Source organism: Flavobacterium aerium, assembly GCF_030766725.1.
GTDB classification, from domain to species: Bacteria; Bacteroidota; Bacteroidia; order Flavobacteriales; family Flavobacteriaceae; genus Flavobacterium; species Flavobacterium aerium.
Genome location: NZ_JARQWR010000008.1, coordinates 101421 through 124243 on the forward strand (window position 1 = coordinate 101421; position 22823 = coordinate 124243).

The window sequence follows — 22823 nt, forward strand, 5'->3', positions numbered from 1 at the left end:
TTAAAATATAAATACATAATAACCCAATTTATATGAAGAAGTTTATTGCATTTACAGCAATTTTATCATTATTGTTTAGCTGTGGTTCAAACGACAGAGGGGAACTAGTAGGAGTTAAAGGAAAGAAATGGCATCCTGAGAAGCCGTATGGTATGACATTGGTTCCAGGGGGATCATATATCATGGGTAAATCAGATGACGATTTAGCAAATGTGCAAGATGCTCCGACCAAAACTGTTACTGTGCGTTCGTTCTATATGGATGAAACCGAAATCACAAATAGTGAATATAGGGAGTTTGTTGAATGGGTTAAAGACTCTACAATGAGAGTTCGTTTAGCAATTTTAGCAGATGAACTAGGACAAACTGCCGGAAGTGGTGGTATTGGAGATTTCGCTTTTAGTGATACAGATCCAGCAAACATGTCAGCGTATGACAAATACATGTACGAAAACTATTATAGTGTTGGAACATCGGATGATCCATATGCGGGTAGAAAATTAAATCACAAAGTGAAATTAATTAAAGACCCACAAAAATATCCAGATGAATATTACACTGAAGTAATGGACTCTATGTATTTACCAGCAGAGGAATCTTACAATGGTTTAAGAACTATTGATGTAACTAAATTGAAATTCCGTTATACATGGATGGATATTCAGGCTGCAGCAAAAGCTAAAACTGGAAAACGTAAAGACTTCATCAAAACAGAACAAGTGCAAATTTATCCTGATACCACTACATGGATTAAAGATTTCGCTTATTCATATAATGAACCAATGCACAATGATTATTTCTGGCACCAAGCTTATGGAGAATATCCTGTAGTAGGAGTGAGCTGGAAACAAGCAAAAGCTTTCTGTGCTTGGAGAACTTTAAAAAAGAACTCTTGGATTAAAAAGAAAAAAGGTAGAGATCAAGTAAACTCATTCAGATTACCAACTGAAGCAGAGTGGGAATACGCTGCTAGAGGTGGACTAGAATCTGCAACTTACCCATGGGGTGGACCTTACGCTAAAAACGACAGAGGATGTTTCTTAGCGAACTTTAAACCAAATAGAGGAGATTATGCTGCTGATGGTGCTTTATACACTGTAGAAGCAAAATCATACGATCCAAATAATTACAATTTGTACAATATGTCTGGTAACGTAGCAGAATGGACTGATTCTTCTTACGATGCAGGAGCATATGAATATGTGTCAACAATGAATCCAAACGTTTCTGATGCAACTAACATGAGAAAAGTAACACGTGGTGGATCATGGAAAGATGTTGCTTATTTCTTACAAGTAAGTACAAGAGATTACGAATATGCAGATTCTGCAAGAAGTTATATCGGATTCAGAACTGTACAAGATTACATGGGAACACAAACCACCGGAAACGGAATGAGATAATTTGAATTATTTTAACCAACCTTTAATTATATTAACTTAACAAACTAAAAACTATTTATTTTTATGGCAATTTTAAGTAAAAAAGTAATGAACTTCTCCTATGGTATGGGAGCTGCAGTAGTAATTCTTGGAGCACTTTTCAAAATTACTCACATCGAGATAGGTCCTTTAACAGGGAACTTAATGTTAACAATTGGTCTTGTAGTAGAAGCTTTAATTTTCGCTATCTCTGCATTCGAACCAGTAGACAATGAATTAGACTGGTCTCTTGTATATCCTGAATTAGCAGGTGGAGACGCTAAAAAGAAAGAAGTTAAAAAAGCGGCAGAACCAACTGAAGCTCAAGGTTTATTATCTCAAAAATTAGATAATTTATTAAAAGAAGCTAAAATTGACGGTGAATTAATGTCAAGCTTAGGAAACAGTATTAAAAATTTCGAATCTGCAGCAAAAGGAATTGCTCCTACAGTAGATTCAATTGCTTCTACTAAAAAATACAGCGAAGAATTATCTTTAGCAGCAGCTCAAATGGAGTCATTGAACAGTTTATACAAAGTTCAATTAGAAAGCGCTTCAAGAAATGCAGAAGCTAATAAAGAAATTGCTGAAAATGCTGGAAAATTAAAAGAGCAAATGCAATCTATGACTGCAAATATTACTTCATTAAACAATGTATATGGTGGTATGCTTTCTGCAATGAGCAACAAAAACTAATTAGGATAAACAACTTTACTCACAAAAAAATAAACTAATTAGAAATGGCAGGAGGAAAATTAACCCCTAGACAGAAGATGATTAACCTGATGTATCTGGTTTTCATCGCGATGTTAGCATTAAATATGTCCAAAGAAGTATTATCGGCTTTTGGATTGATGAATGAAAAATTTGAAGCATCGAATGAATCTTCGAAACTGACGAATGACCAAATGATGCAGGCATTAGATACTAAAGCTGCTGAAGCTAAAGGTGAATTTGCTGTAGCATCGGCAACTGCGCATAAAGTTCAAGCATCTAGTAAAAAGTTCTATGATTTCATAGCTACTTTAAAAACAGAAGCAATGAAAGGCGTAAAAGCTGAAGGTGGTAAATTACCATACGAATCAATGGATAAAGGTGATAACCTTGATAACAGCTGGTTCATCGGTGATGGATACACTAAAAGAGGTAATGAAGTTATGAGCGCTATTGAAGCTTATAAATCTGAAATGAAAACTGCACTTGGTGATGAAAAAAAATATTCTGCAATCTTAAATCAAGTTAATAAAGCATTTGATGTTTCAGATGTTAAAACTAAAGATGGCTTAAAAGATAAATTTTTAAACTACCACTTTAAAGGTTTCCCAGCAATCGCTTCTATAGCAAAATTATCTGCTTGGCAAAGTGATGTTGAAAAAGCTGAATCTGATGTAATCAGTGCTGCTTTAGGAAAAGCTGCGGTTCAAGCTGCTTCTTATAGTAACTATCAAGCAATTGTAGTTTTAGAGAAAAATGCTTACTTCCAAGGTGAAACAGTAAAAGGTAAAGTTGTATTAGGTCGTTATGACGAAAACACTAAACCTACATCATTCCAAGGTCCTGGTCAATTAGAGAACGGACAAGCTGTAATTTCATTGACAGCTGGTGGAATTGGTGAACAATCAATCAATGGACAGTTTACATTCTTAGAAGACGGGAAAAGTATTCCTTTAAAATTCGAAGGTAAATATGTTGTTGTACCAAGACCTAACTCTGCTACAATTTCTGCAGACAAAATGAATGTTGTATATAGAGGTGTTAAAAACCCTATGTCTATTTCATTTGCTGGAGTAGCGGATAACAGTGTAACTGCTTCTGGACCTGGATTATCTAAATCTGGTGCTTCTGGTAAATATGTTATGGATGTTACTACAGTTCAAGGACGTGAAGTTACAATCAACGTAACAGGTAAATTACCGGATGGTAAAACTGTTTCTGACAAGAAAACATTCAGAGTTAAAGGTATTCCTAGCCCTGTTGGAACAATTAGAGCTGAGTCTGGAACTGTAAAAGGTCCTAAATCAAGCTTAGAAATTTCTACAGTTGGAGCTAAATTGGAAGACTTTGATTTCGAAATCGGATTATCTGTAACTGGATTTGCTATTAAAGCATCTGGACAACCTACAGTAATCGTTTCTGGAAATAAATTAGATGCAAGAGCTAAAGCTGCTATTTCTAAAGCAGGTAGAGGTGATGTAATTATTATTTCTGAAATTAAAACTAAATTAGACGGAGCTGGAAATTACATGTTGCCAAAAACTTCACCAGTAGCTTTCGAAATACAATAATTAGTTTAAGATTGGCGTTTTAGCACTTAAACAACTTAAAGAATATTAAATTATGAATTGGAGAAATTTTTTATTAGTTGTCATTCTAACAGGAAGCGTATCATCTTTTGCGCAATCTAATTTGCTTAATGCAAAAACACCAGATCAAATTGGTGTAAAAACTGCTGCTCAGGAATCTGCTGATAATGACAAGCCTTTACCTTACGGTTACGTACACGATAGAGATATCTTGATGGGTAAAAGAGTTTGGGAAATCATTGATTTAGATGAAAGAGTTAACTTTCCTTTATTGTATCCTATCGATACAATGGATATCGGATCAGAGAGAAGATCTTTGTATGATGTTTTGACAAAAGGAATTAAATCTGGTAAAATCACTGAAGTGTATACGGATAGTTATTTTACTTCTAAAAAAACGTATAAAGATGTTGAAGCGTCGTTATCAAAAATTGATACAACAGATGCTGGTAGAGAACAATTTAATGCGGGAGAAAAAATATCTGAAGAGTACATTACAAGAAGAGATTTAACATCTCAAGATGTAACTGACTATAAAATTTTAGGATATTGGTATTTCGATAAACGTCAAGGTGAATTAAAATACAGATTGTTAGGAATAGCACCTGTTGTACCAGATGTTTATACTATTGACAATGAAGAAAAAGACTACGTAGAGTTGTTTTGGGTTTATTTCCCATCTGCTCGTGAAGTACTTCATGAAGCAAAAGCTTTCAATGACAGAAACTCTGCTATGCCATTTACATTTGACCACTTGTTGAATTCCCGTAGATTTAGTGCGGTGATTTATAAAGAAGAAAACGTACAAGGAGATAGAAAAATTGAGGACTACATGAAAGAAAATGCTCAATTACAATTATTAGAATCTGAAAGAGTAAAAGATAAAATTCGCAACTTCGAGCAAGATATGTGGAACTATTAATACAAAATTTCTCCAATTCAATTCAAAACTCTTACCTTATTTGGTAAGAGTTTTTTTATTTTTGCCATATGATAGACTATTTAATTGTAGGTTCGGGTTTAGCCGGTATTTCTTTTTCCGAAGTTGTACTGAAAAATAATAAAACCCTATGTGTTTTTAATGATAACTCACAGCAATCTTCTCAGGTTGCCGGAGGACTTTATAATCCAGTGATATTAAAACGCTTTAGTGAGGTATGGCAAGCTCAGGAACAAATTACACTATTGGATTCCTTCTATGCTGCATTAGGAGAAAAACTAGGTGTGCAATTAGATTTTAAAATGCCAATACTGCGAAAATTCTTTTCAGTAGAAGAGCAAAATAACTGGTTTATTGCAGCCGACAAACCTTTGTTGTCTCCCTTTCTTTCTGTTGACCTTATCAATAAAAAGTACAATAACTTTCCATCTCCTTTCGGTTTTGGAGAAGTATTGCAGACCGGATATGTTGAAACAGGAGTATTAGTAGAGGCTTATAAAAAATATTTAAAGTCAATTGATTCATTTATAGAAGGAACTTTTGATTACGATAAATTGCAAGTCAAGGATGGTTTTGTACAATATGAAGATATTAAAGCAAGACACATCATATTTGCAGAAGGCTTTGGGATGCTCTCTAATCCATTCTTTAAAGAATTGCCATTAGATGGAACTAAAGGAGAGTTATTGATCATTAAAGCGCCAGATTTGGATATTGACGTAGTGATCAAAACAAGTGTTTTCATTTTGCCACTAGGAAATCATTTGTACAAAGTAGGAGCAACATACAATTGGAAAGACAAAACAAACTTACCGACAGAAGAAGGAAAGTTAGAGTTAGTTGAGAAAATAAAAGAATTAATCGATTGTGATTTCGAAATCGTCGAACATTTAGTAGGAGTAAGACCTACGGTAAAAGATCGCCGACCATTATTGGGTACACATGCTCAGTATGCCAATATTCATATATTAAATGGATTAGGCACACGCGGAGTAATGTTAGGACCAGCAATGGCACAACGACTGTATGATTTTATAGAATTTCAGAAACCCTTAGAAAGAGAAATAAATATTAGCCGATTTGTTTAGCCTTATAATCGGAAACAGCATTCTTATCATAATCGATAAAGAAGTTAATCCAGATATTTCGAGAGATTCTCATAATAAAAGGCATAAAAACAACTAAGGTAGCAATGATGGCAATAAAGGCTGTTTTTAAGTTTGTTCCAATGAAAAGATAGCAAATTACAAAAGCCGCAACACCAAAAGCAATACCAACACCATAGCTAACGTACATTGCACCAAAGAAAAAGGAAGGTTCAATTTTATATTTAGTGCCACAATGTGAACATTGCTCGTGCATTTTGAATGTTTTACTGAGTAAAAAGGGATTTTTTTCCATATACATACTCTCTTCTTGGCATTTAGGACAAGTTCCTGTTAAAATGCTATATAGTTTCGTTCCTTTTTTTAACATTTGCAAAAAATTTAGATTATTGCAAATTTACACCACAATTTGATAATAAAATAATTGAATACTATAAAATACATATAAATGCTTAATATACATAATTTATCAGTCTCGTTTGGAGGAACATATTTGTTCGAAGAAGTTACCTTTCGTTTAGGCGCAGGGGATCGTGTGGGATTAGTGGGAAAAAACGGAGCAGGTAAATCTACGATGTTGAAAATTTTAGCAAAAGACTTTGCACCCGATTCTGGCAGCATTGCTACAGAAAAAGAAGTGCGAATGGGTTTCTTGAGACAAGATATTGACTTTGAACAAGGTCGTACCGTTCTTGAAGAAGCTTACCAAGCCTTTGTTGATATCAAAATTGTAGAAAAAAAATTAGAAGAAATCAATCATCAATTGGTGACCCGTACAGATTATGAAAGTGATGAGTACAGTCAGATTATTGAAGATTTAAGCGATTATACACACCGCTTTGAATTATTAGGAGGATACAACTATGTTGGGGATACCGAAAAGATTCTTTTAGGATTGGGATTCAAAAGAGAAGTATTCAATAAGCTAACTGATACTTTTTCTGGAGGGTGGCGTATGCGTATTGAATTAGCAAAACTATTATTGCAATCCAATGATATCCTTTTACTGGATGAGCCTACCAACCACTTGGATATTGAATCCATCATTTGGTTAGAGCAATTCCTTAGAAATTATCCAGGAGTTGTGGTGATTGTATCACACGATAAAATGTTCTTGGATAATGTAACAAATCGTACGATTGAAATTTCATTAGGGAAAGCCTATGATTTTAATAAGCCTTATTCGGAATACTTAGAGTTACGCCATGAAATCCGTGAGAAACAACTAGCAACCCAAAAGAATCAGGCGAAAAAGATTGAAGAAACTGAGAAATTGATTGAGAAATTCCGTGCGAAAGCATCGAAAGCTTCTATGGCGCAATCTTTAATCAAGAAATTGGATAAAGTTGAACGTATCGAAGTAGATGAAGACGATAACTCTGTAATGAATATTACATTCCCAGTTTCATTGACACCCGGAAGAGTTGTTTTGGAATTAGAAGAAGTTTCTAAAAGTTATGGCGAAAGTGTCATCCTAAAAGATATTGACTTATTAGTAGAACGCGGAAGCAAAATTGCTTTTGTGGGACAAAATGGTCAAGGAAAATCTACGTTGATTAAATTAATCAATAAAGAATTTGAATATTCAGGAAATGTAAAATTAGGACACAATGTACAAGTTGGATATTTTGCACAGAATCAAGCAGAATACTTAGATGGTGAAATTACATTGTTACAAACAATGGAAGATGCAGCGACCGATTCAAACCGTTCCCGTGTACGTGATATGTTAGGTTCTTTCTTGTTTAGAGGCGATGAAGTAGAGAAGAAGGTAAAAGTCCTTTCAGGAGGAGAAAGAAACCGTCTAGCGCTCTGTAAATTGCTTTTACAACCATTCAACGTGCTAATGATGGATGAGCCGACGAATCACTTGGATATAAAATCTAAAAATGTATTAAAAGCGGCTTTGGCAAAATTTGAAGGAACATTAATTATCGTATCTCACGATAGAGATTTCTTGCAAGGAATGACGAAGACTGTTTTTGAATTTAAAGATCAGAAGATAAAAGAATATTTAGGAGATATCAACTACTACTTAGAACAACGTAATATGGAAAATATGCGTGAAGTAGAAAAGAAAGATGTAGTGAAAAGTACAGCCCCTAAAGAAAACAATAAAGTTTCCTATGAAGATCAGAAAAAGTCTAAATCTTTACAAAATAAACTAAGTAAAGTTGAAAGTCAGATCAAGCAATTGGAAAATGATATTCAAAGAGATGATAAATTATTATCCTCAAATTATGATAAGCACATTGAAGACGCTTCATTCTTTAAAGCCTATAATTTAAAAAAAGCAGAATTAGATAAACTGCTAAATGAATGGGAGCAAGTACAAGAAGAGATTGATAATGCGTAAGTAATACCTTTCATTATTTTTGAATGTTAAAATGTTTATTGTATCTTCACTTGTTCTAATTAAAAATATATAAAATGAAGAAATTAGTTCTTGGAGTTGTAGTAGCATTTGCACTGTTTTTTGTTTCATGTAATAATATGATTACGACATCAATTGATGTAGATAGTCCTTTTGAGACGGTAACCGTTAAAGGTGAATATACTTTGAAGGTACCACAAGGTATCACAGAAGTTGTGCCGGAAGATGCTTGGTATTCCTATGAAGGTACAGACGAATCGAATGCCTTTAAGGTAAAAGCAGAAACCATTAAGCAAGAAGGTTACGAAAAAAGAAGAAAAGAAGAAGGAACATTAGATAAATTCCCTTACGGATTAAAAGGATGTAGCGATTATAATTTTGATTATTACGTTCAGAGGGAAAAAGAAGCCAAAGAAACTACTGTAGTAATTGATACCACAATTAATTCATTACCAGCCAAAGTTTATAAATTCAGTGTAAACTCAGTAATGTTGGATATGAAAATTATGGCAGCTTACATAGAAGGTAAAGATAAGAAAATACAAAGAGTTATTGTTGGCTATCCAGTAAATGCAGTAAATGGAGATGTTGCTGCAGAGAAAATAATCTACTCTTTTCAATCTACTTTATAAAAAGATTGATATCCTATAAAATAAAAAAAGCATCCTTTATGGATGCTTTTTTATTTTTGCTCAATATAGATTATACTTCTTCGACATAATCCATGAAATTATTCATTAATTCTTCCTGCTCCTCTTCAATTTGCTGAAAACGATAATGTTCTCTTTTTCCATTTTCAAGGACAAAAAGACTTCTTCCAGATTCATAAGGGAGAAAATTTGTTTCGAGAAACTCCCAAGTTTTTCCGACAGGATGTACAAGATGATCATAATCCATAAATTCTTTTTTTACACGATATGTTTTTCCTTTTATAAGTTGGTGGACACTATTCATAAGATTTATATTTAATCAATTAAACCAATTTTTTTAGAATGCTCAATAGCTTCCTGACTATCTCTGAAATAACAAATGGCAACCCCCATACTCTCAATGTTTTCCAAAGCAAGGATGACCTTTTGTTTTTTTAAAGAAGTAGTTTGTCGAATATAAACAGCCTTTAGAGAAACAGGAAATATTTTACAAATGGATTCATATAAAAAAGGATCCTGCTGTGAATCATCACCCAATAAAACATATTTTAAATGCGGATAAAACTCCAAGATGTGTTTTATTTTTTCAAACTTATGATCATGACTTCCACGTCCAGTGAAAAGGAAATCCAATAAACTAGTTTTGATATCCTTCAAAAGCAACACTGCTCTGGGTAATTCATGTAATTCTGTAAACTGAACAATAAAACGATATAAATTCCATTCACTACTAGATACATAAAAGAAAGCATTTTTTTCTTCAATATTATTGCGCCCCGCAGAACTTAAAGCCTGATAATGGGGAACAACATCGTCAAACAATTTACGTGCATTAATATTACGCCACAGTAAAATGTAAATTTTCTTAAAAATATTTCGGGTATGCGATATCAAGAAAGTATCATCAATATCCGAAATGAAACCCAATTTCCCTTCATGAGGTTTAATGAATGTTCCTTTGGAAACAATTTCTTTTCCGTTGTGATGCAGCGTAACTTGATAGTCGTGCCATCCACCTTCCAGAGCAGTATTTAAGGGAATGCTAAATTGGAAAAGACCATCATCAAGCGTCTTGGTATGAATTTTGACACCATGACAATCTAAATAAACATCAGCATTTGAAATTGTCTTAATACGAAACATTCGAATGATAGCAGCAGCATGTTTGAAGCTCTTTTTTTCAAATTCATACGTGCTGGCCTTATCTCGTTTAAAAGCGTGACCCATTACGATTAGTTCCTGATCGTTGGCATAACCACGGTAAAGTTTTAAGGTAGGCTTCATTAATTTGACAAAGAGTTTTATGTTTCGCGTAACAAATTAATTATATTTAATTTAAAAAAGAAATATGAGTATGCAAAAGAATTGTATAATGATTGTAAATCCTATTTCAGGAGACTTGGATAAAGAAGAGTTTATTGAAGCGACAAAGCAATTTGCTCAGAAAGAAAAGACGCATTTGGTCGTGTATGAAACTACGGGAAAAGAAGATGAAAAGAAGATAAAACAATTGTATGCAGAACATTTGCCAGAACGTGTTATTGTAGCAGGTGGAGATGGTACGATTAAAATGGTAGTAGAAGCATTAGAAGAAGAAGATGTAATTATTGGAGTATTACCTGCAGGATCGGCAAATGGATTGTCAGTTGATTTAGGATTACCAGAAGATTTAGAAGAAAATTTAGAAATAGCATTCAATGGAGATTATATCGAGATCGATGTAGTATCTATTAACGGTATAAAGAGCTTGCATTTAAGCGATATTGGTGTAAATGCAGAACTGATTAAGAACTATGAAAATAGTACAATACGAGGCAAATTAGGCTATGCATTACAAGCTTTCAATACACTGAGTGATTTAGGAGATCCATTTCATGCAAAGATTGAAGCCAATAAAAAAACGATTGAGACAGAAGCTCGAATGATAGTAATTGCCAATGCGCAAAAATATGGAACGGGTGTTGTGATTAATCCATATGGAAATATTAACGACGGAAAGTTTGAAATAGTAATACTTAAAAATTTAGACCTATTGGTTATAGGAAGAATACTATCGGGGAATATGCCTATTGATGATGATAATGTAGTAATCCTTTCAACAGATAAAGCTACAATAACGACAGATGACCCCATAAGTTTTCAGATTGATGGAGAATATTGCGGAGCAATACAACATCTTGATGTAGCGATATTGCACAAACAAATGAAAGTAGCAGTCCCTAGTGCAGTTGAATAAAACAAAAAAAGCGATCTTAAATTAAGGTCGCTTTTTTTATATATTTAGTTTGTAGTTTATTCTGCCGCTACAATTTTACTCATACTTCTGTAAAGGAAAGCATTGTAAATATGTCTACGAGCAAAACGCCCCGGAGAATCTGCATTTACCATTTTGATATAAGTCGCTTTAGGAACACTGAAGTATTCGTAGCTACTACCATCAAGGAAATTTACTTGTAAAATTGAACGATCGTAGAAAAACTCATGAATATTAGACGTTGAAATAGTCTTAGTGTATTCAGGAAGATTCTTTTCCTGTGTTTCAGGAGCGATACTTACTAGGAAATGGTAAGCCTCAATAATAGCTTTACTTTTTTCTTCAGCAGCCAATTTTTCTTCGTGGTTATCAGCAAATTTATCAGGGTGACAGTCTTTCATACTGTTTCTGTAAATTGTTTTCAATTCCTTTAAAGTGGCTGTTTTAGTAACGTCCAAAAGTTTTCTGTAATCAGCAATTTTTTTCATAAAATGATTTAATGTTACTTTAGATTTTCTGAGATATAAAGTGTTTTGTAAGTAAAATCCTTTGTTTCAAAAAAAATAATTCGCGCAAAGGTACAATGTTTTTTTGAATGATAGATTATGGAAATGTTATTCCCTCTTTTTTGAATAAATTTCCCCAATGAATAACGCTTTTTAGAAGTGCTATAAAACAGAAAAACCATCAAATATATTGGATGGTTTTTCCTTTGTAGCCCTAACAAAGCAATTGTCTAATTCTAAATTATGTCCTCTTCGATTTGACTTTAAAATAACAATCCTGACGATACAGAACAGGAACCTTTTATTGTAAGATTTAAGAACTCTTAATGTGAGCTAACTACAAAAATATTCTTCTTTATATTCTCGTATGTACCGTGTTATAAGATGTTTTATTGAATTATCGTTTTAAAACCTATAACCTACATGAACACCAAATCTCACAATTTGGTCGTGGTCAGTCTTGTCAGAATTAAATAATTGTTTCCCCCAACCAAGGTTGACTTCAAATGTAAATCCACTTTTAGTAACCCATTTGTTTCCTAAGCCTAAACCAAGAGAAAGATCAATTACATCAGAACCTTCAGTAAATTTTGAATTATCATTTACATCATATATTTTTTTTCCGTCAATTGAGCTTAACATTCCAAATCCTTCAGCAAAGAAACCAGAAGCAAATTTCTTTCCAAAATACCTTCTATAATAAGGGGTGATTGAATAATTTAAATCTTTTTTATTTTTTGTATTGTCAAATACTTTAAAAAAAGAAATTCCTAATGATGAATTATGATTTAAATATCTTTCATAACCGGCTTCTAAAGATCCAAATAAAGGATTAAGCGCATTTAATTTAATTTCATTGTTTTTCTGATAAGGATTTGCATCAGTTTCATTTTGAGCGTTGACAGAATGAAAGGCAAACAAAATGATAAGTAGTAAAAAGTTTTTTTTCATAAAAAGTGATTTGAATTATTTAAATCCAAAATTCACATAATAAAAATTTCATGAAGTTTCAAAAGCTTAAAAATGTATAAATTGGCACCTATTTGCTGGTGTTTTTATATTCATTTGGTGTTTGACCAGTAACTTTTTTAAAGGCTTTATAAAAAGTTGTTTTCGAAGTGAACCCAGATTCTAATCCCATCGTCAATAAATTATAGTTTTCATATTCAGAATTTGAGATCATTTCTTTGACAGCCTCAACTCGATATTGACTGATGTAATGAGCAAAGTTTTCTCCCGTTATTGTGTTTATAATTTGTGAAACATATCCAGGGCTTATGCCTAGTTTTTCAGCGACTTTTTCTCTGTTTAATGTACTGTCAGTATAAATGTGCTGTTCTTTGCAAAGAAGTTCCAGTTTTTGAAAATAAAGATTATCTACCGTGATAGCTTCTCTAGTTTCTTCTAATGAACTATTTTTTACAATTTGTAGATTGGTATATGAAATTGCCAAATCTGTATTTAGAAAATTAGAAACAGCATCTTTGTTTTTGGCCAATTTGTATTTGTAAATGCCTTTATAAGTAGTCCAGTGAATTAGGAATGTTGCTGCTATAGCCACAATACTCAAAGCAGAAGAAATGTCATAATGAAGAAATATACCCGTTATCCAAGTAGTTATCCAAGAGAAAAGTAATAAAGAAAAAAGGTTAAACAAGATAATGATCCATTTATTTTCCGGTGTGTCTTTTAAATGTCTTATCATAAAATAAGAGTAGATTAACATAAATGGGATGAATGTAATTACTAAAATAAGGTGAATCTGAGAAAATATGTTGATTAAATTGTTTCCCGACTCAGGGATTTTATAAACTCCTGCAATACGATCAAGATCGGTTGTAATTCTAAGAACAACCGAATAGGCAAACGGAATAAAGCACAAATAAATTTTTTGTTTGCTTTTTATAGTATCATCAACCCGGTTTATAATAAACATAAATAAGAAAACTGGTAATAGCAATGACCACTCGACATGGTCAAAAAAGCGTAGAAAAGGATATTGAGTAAATACTTTTTCAATTTCAAAAACATACATTAGCAAAATTAATGAAAGTATAAATAGTAAGTAGGCCAGATATTTATTTGAATTACTATTGAATAAGGAAGACTTTAAAATAATTAAGCCTAAAACCATTCCCTGAAAAATTGCAATATTTAAAAGTGTTGTATAAATCAATTCTTTAATATAAAAGTTGTTTTTAAGATTTGTTTTGGGATATCATGCTAATTAGTCTTTTGCTAAAACATAGCTAATTTCATATGAATTGACAGGACGAAATTATATTAATACGGATGATTTTTCTTAATGGATTAAGAAATGATTAACTAAAAGGACTTATTAATTTGTATTAAAAAACAACTTAAGAGGTTTTTAAGAGGCGGATTTGCAAAAGCTGTTCCAAAAAGATTTTCGGATTTTTAGCTGTTGAAATACTACTGTGTAAGACTGGATTTGTCCAGTTTTAAGGAGTTAAAGCCTTAGTTGTTTTTTATGCCTATTATTTTTGACGAAGCGAATCAACTTAATCATTTGAAATTTATATGGAATTAAATTGTTTGTTTTTTCCTGTTGAGATTTTGTACACGGTTAGTTCTTGTCATGAAATATGTAGTTTGTTAGAAAGAGTGAAATATATTTAAATCTTACTTTGTCCATTATCTAAATTTTGTTCCTATTTTAAAGATTTACTTTCGGATTCGAGTTATTAAATAATAAGTTTATACTATTGTGTTAAGCGACACTCCAAACAGTAAAACAATAAAAATTGTTTTTTTAATAGAATGGAAATGGCTTTGATTTAGAACATTTATCCCATTTTATATGATTCCTTAATTGAAGTTTTAGTATAATACATGTTTTGTGTGATTCCTTTTTTAACTTATCTTCGTCGCTTATACATTTAATTCTTTTTAAAAAATCTAATTTGTGAAAAAAAGCCACGAAAACGTAGAAGAAAATCAGCTTAAACGAGGGTTGAGTAATCGCCACATTCAGTTAATTGCCTTAGGTGGATCAATTGGAACAGGACTTTTCCTAGGTATTGGTCCAGCAGCTGTATTAGCAGGCCCATCAGTTATTTTAGGGTATGCTGTTGCTGGAATTATTGCTTTTTTTATTATGAGACAACTCGGTGAAATGGTTGTTGAAGAACCTGTGTCAGGAAGTTTTAGTCATTTTGCGTATAAGTATTGTGGTCCTTTTGCGGGTTTTGCGTCGGGTTGGAATTATTGGATTTTGTATATTTTAGTTAGTATGGCTGAACTTACAGCCATTGGTGTTTATGTGCAATTTTGGTGGCCTGAAATTCCACTGTGGGCATCCAGTCTCTTTTTCTTTCTGGTTATTAATGCTTTGAATTTTGCCTCCGTAAAAGTTTATGGAGAAACAGAATTCTGGTTTTCAATCATAAAAGTTGTTGCAATTATTGCAATGATTTTGTTTGGAACTTACTTATTAATAAGTGGTACAGGAGGAGAACAAGCAACAATTCAGAACTTATATAACGATGGAGGTTTCTTTCCAAAAGGTTTCTTTGGAAAAGCTACTGATGGTAGTTTTCAAGGTTTATTAGCCGCAATGGCGCTAATTATGTTCTCTTTTGGAGGTTTGGAACTAATAGGAATTACGGCTGCTGAAGCAGAAAATCCAGAAAAAAACATTCCAAAAGCTACAAACCAGGTTATCTATAGAATTCTTATATTTTATGTCGGTGCATTGGTTATTCTATTTGCTTTGTCGCCTTGGCAACAAATTACGACAGATAGTAGCCCATTTGTAATGGTTTTTCAAAATTTAAATGGAATGGAATTCGACTTGTTTGGCAATAAAATTTTCTTTACACGTCTTATTGCTAATGCGCTTAATTTAATTGTATTAACCGCAGCTTTATCGGTATATAACAGTAGTGTATATAGTAATTCACGCATGTTATATGGTTTAGCAGATCAAGGTAATGCCCCTAAGTTTTTAAAGAAGTTAAACAAACAATCAGTACCAATTAATGCGATCTTAATTTCTTCATGCTTTGCAGCGATCTGTATTTTAATAAATAAAGTAATTCCAAAAGAAGCTTTTAGTATTTTAATGTCTTTGGTAGTGTCTTCTTTGATTATTAATTGGGTTATGATTTCTTATACACATCTAAAATTTAGGCGTGCGAAAGATAATGAAAACACAAAAACAAAATTTGCTTCGTTGTTTTATCCCGTAAGTAATTACATCTGTTTGGTATTCTTATTCGGTATTCTATCCATCATGTGGATTACTAATATGAAGCTATCCGTAGAATTAATTCCTATTTGGTTAGGTATTCTTTTTGTGTGTTATAAAGTTTTAAAACAAAAAAACAAGTAGTTTTTACTATACTATTCATCTATTAGGTATTGATTATCAACACACAGTTGATTGTCAATACCTTTTTTTATAGTATGCCGAAAAAGCAAATGTCTCCTGACTTCGCATCTGTAACGATGATCAAATAAAGTTATTGAAAAGAATAGAAAAACGAGTGTAGTGTTTTTTTACAGAAGTAAATATAAACAAAAAAGCCTCAGATTTCTCTGAAGCTTTGTCTTAGTAGCGGGAACTGGACTCGAACCAGTGACCTTCGGGTTATGAGCCCGACGAGCTACCTACTGCTCTATCCCGCGATGTTTCGGGTGCAAAGATACAACTAATTTCATAAAAACCAAGATTTTTTTTGAATTAAACGTTTTTAATGACGCTAAAGCCTTGTGAAATAAGGATAAGTAGGTCGTTAGTAGTCGTTTATATTGTCAATAAAAGTTGCTGTTTAGTAGCATCCCATTCTTTTTTAAGTAAAGCATATTGGAATTCACTACCCCATTTTCCTTTAAAAAAGATATTTTCTATAAAATGACCTTCTTGTCTAAAGCCTGTACTCTTTAATAATTGAATGGAAGCGGCATTTTCGGCATCAACAATTTCTACAACACGATGCAATTCTTTTTGATCGAATAAAAATGATAAAATTGCATGGAACGTTTCTTTAGCATAACCTTTACGTTGTTCAGTATGAGAGATGGTAATACCAACTTCGGCAATACGGACATCATATTGATCTAACTTTATGGCACAATCACCCACGATCTTGCCTGTAGTAATATCTTCTAGACCATATTGAATCCATTCTCCAACTTTTCCAAAAAGCAAACCTTCTTGATTCGTGATAAAAGCAAGACATTCCTCTTGGGTCATTACATCAAATCCTTGGTATTTTGTTACCTCAGGATTAGAGCGGTAAAAATGGAAGTCTTCAAGATCTTCTCTTTTAAGGATTCGGATTAATAATCTTTCGGTGAGTATATTTATTTTTTCTAAAGTCATTTTTGTTTTTGATTGAGAGTTAATGATGATTTTGTATCTCGGTAACAATACGTTTTTCAAATTCTGTCATGATTTCTTTTCTATAATCATTAGTATAGTATTGTGGAAGGTATAGATACGTTGAAAGTAATTTTAAAGTAGAAAGACTATCATTACCATAAAACTGAATTTCAGTATAGGACGTTTTGAAATTTATAGTATCCAACTGAGATAACTTATTATAGTCCAAAATTAAGGCAATCGTGTCATTTAAGGCTTGAGTATTAAATACATTCGTTTTGCTGTTAAAAACAATTATTGCCCCTTGGTTTTTCATGATGTTAAGCTGTTCTAATTGCGCTTTATTGAAACGGGATATAAGCTCTTGTTTGGAGAAATTAAAAGGATACTCTTTGTCGATAATTACAAGATCTGCTGATTCATTAGGTTTTTGGGAAGTAGCTATAAAAGCAAAACAAGAAATGAAGAAAAGAGTATGAAACATTACCGGTTTAAGTTTTATATTAAATTGTTTCTGAAAAACAATAAATGACAGCCCGATGCTGAGTAATGCAATAAGATCGGTAAGATCAACGGTTCGATGAATGGGAATATTTATTGTATTGAATATATCAATTAAAGGTTGAGAAAATGCACTCTTCCAATAGATGAAGAATACGGCAGTAGCAATATGAATTGCTTTTGCCTGTTTTGGAAATAATGAACTGAAAAAAAACGGAAATGCAAATAGGCCAGCAAAATCAGAAAGTTTACCGGTTATGTCATTATGATATGCCGATTTAAGTACCCAATCATTGAGTAGTAAAGCAGCTAAACATAGTATGAAAAGCGGATGCCCTAATTTGTTTTTTTGATTATTCATAAACACTATTTAAATGTGATTTCAAATCAGATCTAAAGCGAATATAAATAAAATAACAATGTGTCGAACTGTAGTGTTTTTATGTCTCACAGTTAAAGCAAAGAATTTATTTTCTAAAAAAAAATAAAAACTCCGGTCAGCCTAAGCCAACCGGAGTTAAAAAAGAACTTTTTTTAGTATTAGTTCACAATGATTTTTTTAGTAGAAACAGTGTTACCTGTTTTAATAACAACCATGTAAATACCTTTTGGAGCATTTCCTAAATCAATAGTTTCTTGAGAAGAAACATTTTTAGAAAGGATATTTTTTCCTAAAGAATCATAAACCATAATGTCAGCATTCTCATTAGCTGAGAAACCAACCTGGAATTGACCATGATTTGGATTAGGGTATAATTTCACTTCGTTGTTAGAATTCTCAACAACATTACCTAAGTCAAGAGAAGAAGGTCTTGCAGAAGAAGAATTACAGTTCCAAGAAAGATCATCAATGATAGTTCTGTTACCTGTGTTTACAATTTTGATTGTTACATTTCCAGTAACATTGATTGCTTGAGAGTAAACAGAAGTAGCTGTAGAAGAAACAACGATATCACCACCGTATTGAACATCATTTACATATACTTTTAATACAGAGTTGTCTGTGAAAACTCTTTGGTAATTGAATGTCAATGTACCAATACCACCTGCAACAGGAGTAGTATTTGTTAATGTACCTGTTCTTAAAGTAATTGCTTTACCAGTTAATACTTGATCAGCTCTAGCATCTGTTGCAGACCAAGCTACACCATTGTCTCCAGTCCAAACTCTTGTGATATACGCATTACTGCTGCTACCTAAGTTTGTAAATGTTTCAGAACCTCCTACACATGGTGCAACCAATGTAACGATCTGAGCACTTGTTGAGTTTTTAGTATAAGCAGGACCTCCAATACAGTCACCAGAATTATAAGCGTAAACAGTAAGGATGTAAGTCGTTGAAGGATTAAGATTTGATAAAGAGAATGTGCTGTTTGTCCCTACATAAGCAACAGTTCCACTTCCAAAAGCAGCACCTGCAACATAAACCGTTCCATTTGATGGATTAGTTGTAAGAGCAGATGTACTGATTACTGCTAAATATCCACCAGCAGTAATATTTGTAATCTGTACATCAGCAGAAGTAGAAGTAACATTAGTAGACGTTACAGTTGCAGTTCCAGCAGGAGCAACACAATTGTCTAAAATGTTAGCTTTTAAACTTACTTCACAAGAAGCTTCGTCTGCATCATTACTTTCGATTTTTAAAGTAGCCGATTGAACACCTGGCGTAGCATTGTTGAAACGAACTACTACATTTTGTGAAGCTAATGAAGCTACAGTGAAAGGAGCTGCAGGAGATACAATTGTGAAACTAGTAGCACCAGTTACTGTAAGTGCAGTAACATCTAAATTTTGTGCACCTTTATTTTCAATAGAAAAAGTAACATCACTATTTGTATTAGCAACAACATTACCGAAATCGATTGTGAAAGCACCACAAGCTTTTTGAGCTAAATTGCTATCCACTAATTGTAATTCTGGACGATTAGGAATTTCATAACAACCCCATTTCAAATCGTCAATAATAGTTCTATTACCACTATTTTTGATTTCAATAGTTACAGGACCTGCTAAATCAATTCCTTGAGAATATACTGCAGTTGAATCAGATGTTACAGTGATATCACCACCATATTGAACACCATTTACAAAAACTTTTAATGTAGAATCACCGTTGAATACTCTTTTGTAGTTAAAAGATAAAGTACCAATTCCACCAGCGATAGGATTTGTGTTTTTTAAAGTACCTGTTCTTAAAGTAATTGCTTTACCTGTTAAAACTTGATCTGTTCTTGAATCTGTAGAAGTCCAAGCTACACCGTTATCACCTGTCCAAGAGATTGTAGTATAAGTACTTGAGTTACTACCTAAGTTTGTGAAAGACTCAGAAGCACCAATACATGGAGCAACAGGAGTAGAGAAAGAAGCTGCAACTGGCTCAGCACTATTGTATAATGGACCACCACTACAATCTGTTGTGTTGTAAGGGAAAACAAAAAGATTGTATGCTGTGCTTGGTGTAAGACCAGTTAAAGAGAAATTAGCTGCAGTTCCGTTGTAAACAACAGTTCCACCACCAAGAATTTCACCTACAGCATAATTAGTAACATTTACTGGACTAGCTGTAAGAGCAGAAGCAGTAGTGATTACAGCAAGATAACCTCCAGCAACAATACCTGTTGTAGAAGCATCCACAGAAGTAGCTGTGATATTGTCTAAAAAGAAATCACCTTCAGCAGTGCTAGGAGCAACACATGGTACTAAAGCAGTACCTTTTAACGCTACTACGCATGAAGCTTCATCAACATCATTGCTTTCAATTGTTAAAGTAGAAGTTTTTGCTCCAGCAGTAGCACTGTTGAAACGAACTAATACGATAGTAGAAGCAGATGGCGCTAAAGAAAGTGGAGCAGAAGGAGAAACAATTGTAAAGTCAGTAGTATTGCTTAATGTCAATGCATTTACAGCAAGAGCAGTAGTACCAACGTTTTTAATTGTAAAAATAGCATCTGAGTTTGAACTAACAGGATGCGCATTAAAATCTAAAGTAAAGTCTCCACATGGGCGGTTTGTATTTGATGAGTCAACTAATTGTAATTCTGGTCCAGTTGCTGTTGAATAACAATTCCAAGAAATGTCATCTACAATAGTTCTGTTACCACTATTTCTAATTTCGATATTTACGTTTCCAGCAACGTTAATAGCTTGAGAAAATACGGATGTACTAGTATCTGAAGATACTGTAATATCCCCACCGTATTGTACACCATTTACGAAAACTTTTAAAGTTGAGTTTCCTGAGAATACTCTTTTATAATTAAAAGTAAGCGTACCAATACCACCTGCAACTACAGAAGTATTTTTTAGTGTACCCGTTCTTAGTGTAATAGCACGACCTGTAAGCGTCTGATCCGTACGAGCATCAGAAGCAGACCAAGCTACACCATTATCACCATTCCAAGTTCTTGTAGAGTACACGTTTGTACTGCTACCCATATTTGTAAAAGATTCTGTACCACCACCAGCACAATCCAATGCTTTTGCGAACAATGGAGAGATGGTTGCGTTGTGCATGTTAGACCAAAGGCTTTGATCTACTGTAACTTTCCCTGTTTTGTGGGCGATAGGGGAGTTAACTACTGTTTTACCCAAGTCACTTGATAACTTCTCTTTTCCAAAAGAAATACCTGCTATACTTGATAAAACTAAAGCTAGGAAAAATCGTTTTTTAAACATAATTAAGAAAATTTAGAATTTTTTGGGAGTGAAATCTCTTTTTATTAAGGACAATCTACCTGCAGGGTTTTATCGCTTTAATATTCCAAATCTAATTTTAATAATCTCGAGAGATGCGATTTTAAAGATAAGAATCTATTAAAAAAAAGTTATTAAGAAACGTATTTTTAGGGCGTTGTATTTAGTAATTAACAACTAAATGAAAGGTTATTATGAGAATTCCGCAATTCATTGTTAATGAATTGCGAAAAGTTCATATTCTGCATTAGTTCGCAAAGTGTCCGCTAAAATGAGGGAAATGTTGTTGTAATAAGTTAGTAAATACAATTCAGATGGATTTTTTTAATCTTCATGTAAGTACATTCTAAAAAAAATGACCTTGATAGGTTCAAATTAGCCTTATTCTTTTGTTTATAGAACTTATCGTTATATGGTTTAATTTGCTAAAAAAATAAATTTGATTTAATATTTTGTAATAAGTATAAGATATACTTATTGTTTTAATTTAAAAAATATGATTTATGAGAAAAATTGACTCAAGACTATTCGAAAAATTTGAAATGGAAAAAATGGATAAAGAAATTTATTCAAAAATTCTAGGTGGTAAAACTAGACCAATTCCTGGAGGTACAACAAATGATTGTACTGGAACCGGAGGTGATTGCTGGGATCATGATTGTGGGACAAATGTTGTTGATGATGCAACATGGACTGGTGGTAAAGATAATGGTGATGATACCTGTAATTAGTTTTAATTTCTAAATTAAATTTAAAAAAGACTTCACTTAGGGGAGTCTTTTCTCTGAAAAAAACTTAATTATATGATGAAAAATAGCATTTACTTACTACTTGTTTTTTTTACTATTATTATGAAATCTCAAAATCAGCGAGATATCTTTATTAAAGATTCAATATTACCAATTCTTAATTCTAGTCGAATTGAAGGTCGTTCAGACTATATACTTGTAAAGAATAGGATTAATAGCTTAGAGAAAAAATATGGCTATGAGGTTTTTTTAAAGAAAAGGTTGCTTGATGGTAGCTATATAAACCATGATTTTTCATTTTTTAAAAAAGAATTATCGATTTTAGTGAAAAAACATGGTTTTAATGCAATATATATGAAGGGTGATGAAGCCTATTTTAATGCTCTTATGCAAGGAAATTTAGCAAGTTGGTTTAAAAAGATGTATATTCAGAATCATATGAAATGGTTAGAAAATAACTTTGAAAAGCAAATTGATTTAAAGCAAATTAATGAGATTAATGTTAAAGATCAAGCGATGGCAAGATTAGGATTGGAGCTATATAATTTAACAAAATCAGATACATTATTAAATAAGGAAGTAAAAAATATTATAGAAGATTATAATTATGAAAATCTCAACACTTTGTTATTTATATCAAAAAAGTATAATTTATTACCAAATGATAAAAACTTTGCAGTAATACAAGATTCTTATAATTCTGCAATAATCCATAGTTTTCAATCTAAACGATATCTTGATAAAGTATGGTATTTGCTTTTTCCATATTATAGAATTGCAAATTTAAAATATGAGGAAACCGATGTAATGTTCCGAAACTATGACTTTTATGCTTACTTGAATTTTGGGTACCAGGTATTCAATTCCTTTAGAATTCAACAAATTCCGGAACAATTCAGAAAAAATAATGATGAAATCCCGATCAAGGATAAAAAATGGTTAGAGGATCTTAAGAAAGAACTTCATTGGGATTGAT

General features: G+C 32.6%; 20 protein-coding genes and 1 tRNA gene. 11 read left to right on the plus strand and 10 right to left on the minus strand.

Annotated elements, in window-relative coordinates; all coding sequences use genetic code 11:
- Nucleotides 1-32: 32 nt before the first annotated feature.
- From porK to P6733_RS12190, 5 genes are all read left to right on the plus strand, one after another.
- A complete protein-coding gene (gene porK, locus P6733_RS12170; protein ID WP_306353175.1) occupies nucleotides 33-1403 on the plus strand; it encodes a T9SS ring complex lipoprotein PorK/GldK in 1371 nt (456 codons plus the stop codon).
- Between the two features lie 63 nt (nucleotides 1404-1466).
- On the plus strand, nucleotides 1467-2117 hold the full coding sequence (gene porL, locus P6733_RS12175) for a type IX secretion system motor protein PorL/GldL (RefSeq protein WP_306353176.1): 651 nt from the start codon (nucleotides 1467-1469) through the stop codon (nucleotides 2115-2117).
- Nucleotides 2118-2161: 44 nt separating this feature from the next.
- Nucleotides 2162-3706, plus strand: a complete 1545-nt coding sequence (gene porM, locus P6733_RS12180) for a type IX secretion system motor protein PorM/GldM (RefSeq protein ID WP_306353177.1) — start codon at nucleotides 2162-2164, stop codon at nucleotides 3704-3706.
- 52 nt (nucleotides 3707-3758) lie between these two features.
- On the plus strand, nucleotides 3759-4646 hold the full coding sequence (porN, locus tag P6733_RS12185) for a type IX secretion system ring subunit PorN/GldN (protein ID WP_306353178.1): 888 nt from the start codon (nucleotides 3759-3761) through the stop codon (nucleotides 4644-4646).
- Nucleotides 4647-4714: 68 nt separating this feature from the next.
- Nucleotides 4715-5752 (plus strand): NAD(P)/FAD-dependent oxidoreductase, encoded by a 1038-nt coding sequence (locus tag P6733_RS12190; RefSeq protein WP_306353179.1) that lies wholly within the window; start codon nucleotides 4715-4717, stop codon nucleotides 5750-5752.
- Here P6733_RS12190 and P6733_RS12195 read toward each other — a convergent pair.
- Nucleotides 5736-6140: a DUF983 domain-containing protein gene (locus P6733_RS12195; RefSeq protein WP_306353180.1), complete on the minus strand. Its 405-nt coding sequence runs from the start codon at nucleotides 6138-6140 to the stop codon at nucleotides 5736-5738. The two genes, P6733_RS12190 and P6733_RS12195, sit on opposite strands and share 17 nt — an antisense overlap.
- Before the next feature lie 78 nt (nucleotides 6141-6218).
- Here P6733_RS12195 and abc-f point away from each other — a divergent pair, with 78 nt between their 5' ends.
- Entirely contained in the window at nucleotides 6219-8126 is a 1908-nt protein-coding gene (gene abc-f, locus P6733_RS12200; RefSeq protein WP_306353181.1) for a ribosomal protection-like ABC-F family protein, read from the plus strand.
- A gap of 74 nt (nucleotides 8127-8200) precedes the next feature.
- Nucleotides 8201-8776 (plus strand): hypothetical protein, encoded by a 576-nt coding sequence (locus P6733_RS12205; RefSeq protein WP_306353182.1) that lies wholly within the window; start codon nucleotides 8201-8203, stop codon nucleotides 8774-8776.
- A 70-nt stretch (nucleotides 8777-8846) separates the two neighbouring features.
- On the opposite strand, the gene P6733_RS12210 is transcribed toward P6733_RS12205, so the two are convergent.
- Together P6733_RS12210 and P6733_RS12215 are read right to left on the minus strand one after the other, a co-directional pair.
- A complete protein-coding gene (locus tag P6733_RS12210; protein WP_306353183.1) occupies nucleotides 8847-9098 on the minus strand; it encodes a DUF3601 domain-containing protein in 252 nt (83 codons plus the stop codon).
- An 11-nt stretch (nucleotides 9099-9109) separates the two neighbouring features.
- Entirely contained in the window at nucleotides 9110-10078 is a 969-nt protein-coding gene (locus P6733_RS12215) for an App1 family protein (protein WP_306353184.1), read from the minus strand.
- A 70-nt stretch (nucleotides 10079-10148) separates the two neighbouring features.
- Here P6733_RS12215 and P6733_RS12220 point away from each other — a divergent pair, with 70 nt between their 5' ends.
- Entirely contained in the window at nucleotides 10149-11030 is an 882-nt protein-coding gene (locus P6733_RS12220) for a diacylglycerol/lipid kinase family protein (protein ID WP_306353185.1), read from the plus strand.
- Between the two features lie 56 nt (nucleotides 11031-11086).
- Here P6733_RS12220 and P6733_RS12225 read toward each other — a convergent pair whose 3' ends face one another.
- The 3 genes from P6733_RS12225 to P6733_RS12235 all read right to left on the minus strand — a co-directional run bounded on the left by P6733_RS12225 (nucleotide 11087) and on the right by P6733_RS12235 (nucleotide 13589).
- Nucleotides 11087-11536 (minus strand): KTSC domain-containing protein, encoded by a 450-nt coding sequence (locus P6733_RS12225; RefSeq protein WP_306353186.1) that lies wholly within the window; start codon nucleotides 11534-11536, stop codon nucleotides 11087-11089.
- Nucleotides 11537-11959: 423 nt separating this feature from the next.
- Nucleotides 11960-12505: a DUF3575 domain-containing protein gene (locus tag P6733_RS12230; RefSeq protein WP_306353187.1), complete on the minus strand. Its 546-nt coding sequence runs from the start codon at nucleotides 12503-12505 to the stop codon at nucleotides 11960-11962.
- Nucleotides 12506-12593: 88 nt separating this feature from the next.
- Nucleotides 12594-13589: a helix-turn-helix domain-containing protein gene (locus P6733_RS12235; RefSeq protein WP_306353188.1), complete on the minus strand. Its 996-nt coding sequence runs from the start codon at nucleotides 13587-13589 to the stop codon at nucleotides 12594-12596.
- 891 nt (nucleotides 13590-14480) lie between these two features.
- On the opposite strand from P6733_RS12235, the gene P6733_RS12240 reads away from it, so the two are divergent.
- Nucleotides 14481-15908, plus strand: coding sequence for an amino acid permease (locus P6733_RS12240; RefSeq protein ID WP_306353189.1), 1428 nt, complete (start codon nucleotides 14481-14483; stop codon nucleotides 15906-15908).
- 223 nt (nucleotides 15909-16131) lie between these two features.
- On the opposite strand, the gene P6733_RS12245 is transcribed toward P6733_RS12240, so the two are convergent.
- From P6733_RS12245 to P6733_RS12260, 4 genes are all read right to left on the minus strand, one after another.
- Nucleotides 16132-16204: transfer RNA gene (locus P6733_RS12245), tRNA-Met, on the minus strand.
- 118 nt (nucleotides 16205-16322) lie between these two features.
- Nucleotides 16323-16901, minus strand: coding sequence for a GNAT family N-acetyltransferase (locus P6733_RS12250; protein ID WP_306353190.1), 579 nt, complete (start codon nucleotides 16899-16901; stop codon nucleotides 16323-16325).
- Nucleotides 16902-16920: 19 nt separating this feature from the next.
- Nucleotides 16921-17763: a hypothetical protein gene (locus P6733_RS12255; RefSeq protein WP_306353191.1), complete on the minus strand. Its 843-nt coding sequence runs from the start codon at nucleotides 17761-17763 to the stop codon at nucleotides 16921-16923.
- A gap of 179 nt (nucleotides 17764-17942) precedes the next feature.
- Nucleotides 17943-21080, minus strand: a complete 3138-nt coding sequence (locus tag P6733_RS12260) for a choice-of-anchor D domain-containing protein (protein WP_306353192.1) — start codon at nucleotides 21078-21080, stop codon at nucleotides 17943-17945.
- 521 nt (nucleotides 21081-21601) lie between these two features.
- On the opposite strand from P6733_RS12260, the gene P6733_RS12265 reads away from it, so the two are divergent.
- Entirely contained in the window at nucleotides 21602-21829 is a 228-nt protein-coding gene (locus P6733_RS12265) for a hypothetical protein (protein ID WP_306353193.1), read from the plus strand.
- A gap of 72 nt (nucleotides 21830-21901) precedes the next feature.
- Entirely contained in the window at nucleotides 21902-22822 is a 921-nt protein-coding gene (locus tag P6733_RS12270; protein WP_306353194.1) for a hypothetical protein, read from the plus strand.
- Nucleotide 22823 lies beyond the last annotated feature (1 nt).